General features: G+C 67.1%; 4 protein-coding genes. 2 read left to right on the top strand and 2 right to left on the bottom strand.

From position 1 onward, the window contains the following. Together VGE49_RS10980 and VGE49_RS10975 are read left to right on the top strand one after the other, a co-directional pair. On the top strand, positions 1-619 hold a 619-nt coding region (locus VGE49_RS10980; protein WP_331034593.1), incomplete at its 5' end, for a beta-ketoacyl-ACP synthase III. A 99-nt stretch (positions 620-718) separates the two neighbouring features. Beyond that, positions 719-985 (top strand): hypothetical protein, encoded by a 267-nt coding sequence (locus VGE49_RS10975; protein ID WP_331034592.1) that lies wholly within the window; start codon positions 719-721, stop codon positions 983-985. 87 nt (positions 986-1,072) lie between these two features. Here the strand turns inward: VGE49_RS10975 and ppdK are convergent, their stop codons facing one another. Then, entirely contained in the window at positions 1,073-3,763 is a 2,691-nt protein-coding gene (ppdK, locus tag VGE49_RS10970) for a pyruvate, phosphate dikinase (RefSeq protein ID WP_331034591.1), read from the bottom strand. 321 nt (positions 3,764-4,084) lie between these two features. Beyond that, positions 4,085-5,077: glycine--tRNA ligase subunit beta (locus VGE49_RS10965; RefSeq protein ID WP_331034590.1), on the bottom strand; the 993-nt coding region annotated here is incomplete at its 5' end.

Here is a 5,077-nt window from a genome sequence, read left to right as displayed (position 1 = left end):
GGCCGTGCTGATGGTCAACCCCGAGATCTGCTCGGCCCACCTGAACTTCAAGGATCGCGACAGCCACTTCATCTTCGGCGACGTGGCCACCGCCGTCATCGTCGAGGCCGAGGATCAGGCCGGACCGGGCGGCTGGGACATCGTCGGCACGAAGCTGAAGACCAGCTTCTCGAACAACATCCGCAACAACTTCGGCTTCCTGAACCGCGCCGCCCTGCCGACGGGCGCGAGCGAGCCGGTGTCGTCCGACGGCCTCAGCGACAAGATGTTCGTCCAGCAGGGCCGCAAGGTCTTCAAGGAGGTGGTGCCCATGGTCTCGGAAATGATCCTGGACCACGCCGCCGAACTGAACCTGGACCCGCACGGCCTGAAGCGGATGTGGCTGCACCAGGCCAACATCAACATGAACACCCTGATCGGCAAGAAGGTGCTGGGCCGCGAGCCCGAGCCGGAAGAGAACGTCATCATCCTGGACGATTACGCCAACACCTCGTCCGCCGGGTCGATCATCGCCTTCCATCTGCAGAACGACGGCTTCGCGCCCGGCGACGTCGGCCTGATCTGCAGCTTCGGCGCCGGCTACTCGGCGGGCACGGTTTTTGTGCAAAAACGCCCCTGAGACCAGATAACGGGAATCATTATTTCCCGCGGCGCTTGCACTGTTCGGGAAATTTTGCAAACCGTTACAGGTGTCGAGAACGTGGGGGATGGCGCCCGAATGACTCAGACTGTTTCACCGTGGGCGGAAAAGCTCGGCGATCCGTTGGCTCATGACGTGGCCACGGTGCTGAAACATATGGGCGGATCGGCCCACCAGGACATCGTCGTCAACTGCGTCGCGGCGCTGAAACGCCAGCGCGGCGAGTCCGTGACCAACGACCTGAAGATGAAGATCATCGAGGTCTTCGAGCGTTACCGCGACTTCTTCATCAAGCCCTTCGGCGAGAACTCGCTGCGCTGGGCCCTGGCCCCAGGCCTGGCCTAGGCCGCAGTCGCCGGACAAACGAAAGGCCCGCTCCTTCCGGAGCGGGCCTTCGTCGTATCAGACGTCCAATGAGGAAGAAGGACCGCCTCAGCGGTCCTTTTCGCGCTCCTCGCCCGAGCGGGCCGCCAGGGCAGCCTGGGCCGCCGCCAGACGGGCGATCGGCACGCGGTAGGGCGAGCACGAGACGTAGTCGAGACCCACGCTCTCGCAGAAGGCGATGGAGGACGGATCGCCGCCGTGTTCGCCGCAGATGCCCATCTTCATGGCCGGCTTGACCCCACGCCCGCGCTCGGCGGCGATGCGGATCAGGTCGCCCACGCCGTCCTGGTCCAGACGCACGAAGGGATCGGTCTCGAAGATGCCCTTGTCCAGATAGGCCTGCAGGAAGTGGCCCGAGTCGTCGCGGCTGATGCCGAAGGTCGTCTGGGTCAGGTCGTTGGTGCCGAAGCTGAAGAACTCGGCGTGTGCCGCCAGATCGGCGGCGCGCAGGGCGGCGCGCGGCAGTTCGATCATGGTGCCGACCAGATAGTCCACGCTGTCGCCGGCATCCGCGAACACGGCCTTGGCGGTGCGGTCGGTCAGTTCGCGCAGGAACTTCATCTCCAGACCCAGGGCGACCAGCGGGTGCATGATCTCCGGGATCGGAGCCAGACCCGACGCCTTCTTCACCTCCAGCGCCGCCTCGAGGATGGCGCGGACCTGCATCTCGTAGATCTCGGGATAGGCCACGCCCAGGCGGCAGCCGCGGTGGCCGAGCATGGGGTTGGTCTCGTGCAGTTCACGGGCGCGACGCTTCAGCTTGGCGGCGTCCAGGCCCGAGCCAGCGGCCAGGGCGTCGATGTCGGCGTCGGTGTGCGGGATGAACTCGTGCAGCGGCGGGTCCAGCAGGCGGATCGTCACCGGCAGGCCGGCCATGATGGTGAACAGGTCGGCGAAGTCGGCCTTCTGGAAGGGGGCGATCTTGGCCAGGGCGACGCGGCGGCCCTGTTCGTCGTCGGCCAGGATCATCTCGCGCACGGCGGCGATGCGGGCCTCGTCGAAGAACATGTGCTCGGTGCGCGACAGGCCGATGCCCTCGGCGCCGAAGCCGCGCGCCGTCTTGGCGTCCAGCGGGGTCTCGGCGTTGGCGCGGACCTTCAGGCGGCGCACGCCGTCGGCCCAGGCCATCAGGGTCTGGAAGTCGCCCGTCAGCTCCGGCTCGATCATCGGCACGGCGCCATCCAGCACCTCGCCCTTGCCGCCGTCGATGGTGATGATCTCGCCGGCCTTGAAGGTGCGGCCGCGCGCGGTGAAGGTCCCGGCCTTCTCATTGATCGAGATTTCCCCGGCGCCGGAGACGCAGGGACGCCCCATGCCGCGCGCCACCACGGCCGCGTGGCTGGTCATGCCGCCGCGCGCCGTAACGATGCCGCGCGCCGCGTGCATGCCGTGGATGTCCTCGGGCGAGGTTTCCTCGCGCACCAGGATGACGGCGTCGCCGACCTGCGACAGACGCTCGGCCTCGTCGGCGTCGAAGACGATCTTGCCGGTGGCCGCGCCGGGCGACGCCGGCAGGCCCGTCGCCACCACGGTGCGGGCGGCGTCGGGGTCCAGCGTCGGGTGCAGCAGTTGGTCGAGGGCTGCGGGCTCGACCCGCGACACGGCCTCTTCCTGCGAGATCACGCCTTCCGAGGCCAGATCGACGGCGATCTTCAGCGCCGACTTGGCGGTGCGCTTGCCGTTGCGGGTCTGCAGCATCCACAGGCGGCCCTGCTCGACCGTGAACTCGATGTCCTGCATGTCGCGGTAGTGGCTTTCCAGCCGCCCGACCACGTCGACGAACTCGGCGAAGACGACCGGCATGGCCTCTTCCATCGAGAGGGCGGTCTCGCCCATCTCCTCGCGCCCGGCCTTGGTCAGGGACTGCGGCGTGCGGATGCCCGCGACCACGTCCTCGCCCTGGGCGTTGATCAGGAACTCGCCATACAGCTTGGCTTCGCCGGTCGAGGGGTTGCGGGTGAAGGCCACGCCCGTGGCCGAGGTCTCGCCCATGTTGCCGAACACCATCGACTGGATGTTGACGGCGGTGCCCCAGCTTTCGGGAATGTCGTGCATGCGGCGATAGAATTTCGCCCGGTCGTTCATCCAGCTGGCGAAGACGGCCGAGACTGCGCCCCACAGCTGGTCATGCGGGTCCTGCGGGAAGGGCTGGCCCAGCTCGCGCTCGACCAGGACCTTGTAGTCGGCGACCACCTTTTCCCAGTTCTCGGCGGTCAGTTCGGTGTCGACCGACACGCCCAGACGATCCTTGTGGTCGTCCAGAACCTCCTCGAACTGGTCGTGGCCGATGCCCAGGACCACGTTGGAATACATGGTGATGAAGCGACGGTAGGAGTCGAAGGCGAAGCGGCGGTCGCCCGACAGCGCCGCCAGACCCTCGACCGTCTGATCGTTCAGGCCCAGGTTCAGCACCGTGTCCATCATCCCCGGCATCGAAGCCCGCGCGCCCGAGCGCACCGAGACCAGCAGGGGGTTGGAGGCGTCGCCGAAGGTCTTGCCGACGATGCCCTCGACGGTCTTCAGACCGGCGGCGACCTGATCGGCCAGCTCGGCCGGATAGGTCTCGCTGTTGGAATAATAGTGGACGCAGGCTTCCGTCGTGATGGTGAAGCCGGGCGGCACCGGAAGGCCCAGCGACGACATCTCGGCCAGGTTCGCGCCCTTTCCGCCGAGAAGGTTCTTCATCGACGCGTCGCCGTCAGCGGAGCCCCCGCCGAAGCCGTACACCCACTTGGTCATCTTGCAGTCCCTGAGCCGTGGTCTTGCCGCCGGGGGATTGAGTCCCGCGCACGGTGGCCCTCACTAGCGCGCTGCACCTGCGAAGGCGAGGCCGTGGGCGTAACAATCCGTGTGAGGATGTGTCGAAACCGCCTCTCCCTCCCCTTCATGGGGAGGGTGGCTGACGCGAAGCGTCAGACGGGTGGGGGCGCTTCGGCAAATCAAGCGTCGCGCTCCGTATCGCCACGCCCTCCCCACCCGGTCGCTGCGCGACCACCCTCCCCATGAAGGGGAGGGAGAAAGCTCATTCTTGCGTGCTAACGCCTTCGGCTGCTTGAGCGCCTAGCCCGCGATCTGGCCGAAGTCGGCCACCCGGCCCATGACGCCGCGCACCTGACCCAGCAGCTTCAGGCGGTTCTCACGCTCCTCGGCCACGTCGGAGTTGACCATGACGCCGGTGAAGAAGGCGTCGACCGGGCCGCGCAGGGCGGCCAGGGCCGTCATGGCGGCGGCGAAGTCTTCGGTTTCCAGCGCCGCGTCCACGGCGGTCGCGGCGGCGGCGGCGGCGAAGGCCAGCGCGGTCTCTTCCGCCGGCTGGTTGGCCAGGCCGGTGGCGACGGCGCCTTCCGGCAGCGGGCCTTTCTTTTCCTCAGCCTTGAGGATATTGGACGCCCGCTTGTAGCCGGCCAGCAGATTGGCCCCGTCGTCCGTGGCGAGGAAGGCGGCCAGCGCCTCCACCCGACGCACGATCCGCACCAGATCGTCGTCGCCCAGAGCAAAGACAGCGGCCACGAGATCGTGGCGCTGGCCCTGGTCGCGCAGGAGGACGGTCAGACGGTCAGCGAAGAAACCAACAATGCCACTCAGCAGTTCGGGGGCATCATTTTCAACCCATTCCGGCAGCCAAGGCAGATCATCGAACTCATCGCGCGTCTGCAACGACGAGAGGATTTCCTCGGCGCTCAAACCGAGTTCTGTTCCAGCAAACCGATCTGCGAGTTCTTCCAATCCGGCGGCTACCGTTGGCGTGAACTTTCTTGGGTCGATGGCAGGCAAAATTTGGCTGAGACCCAACACGATCAATGTCCGAAGGCGTGCCCTCGCACCGTTCTCCAGCACCAGCCGGATCACGCCCAGCGCAGCGCGGCGCAGGGCGTAGGGGTCGCGCGAGCCGGTGGGCTTTTCGTCGATGGCGAAGAAGCCGACCAGGGTGTCCAGCTTCTCGGCGATGGCGACGGCGACCGTGACCGGGGCGGTCGGGACGCTGTCGCCCGGACCTTGCGGCTTGTAGTGGTCGCGCACGGCGTCGGCGACGGCGTCGGGGTAGCCGGCCAG

Source organism: Brevundimonas sp., assembly GCF_036405315.1.
Lineage (GTDB): Bacteria > Pseudomonadota > Alphaproteobacteria > Caulobacterales > Caulobacteraceae > Brevundimonas.
Note: the sequence above shows the minus strand (reverse complement) of the source record. Positions and strands in the feature narration are given on the sequence as shown.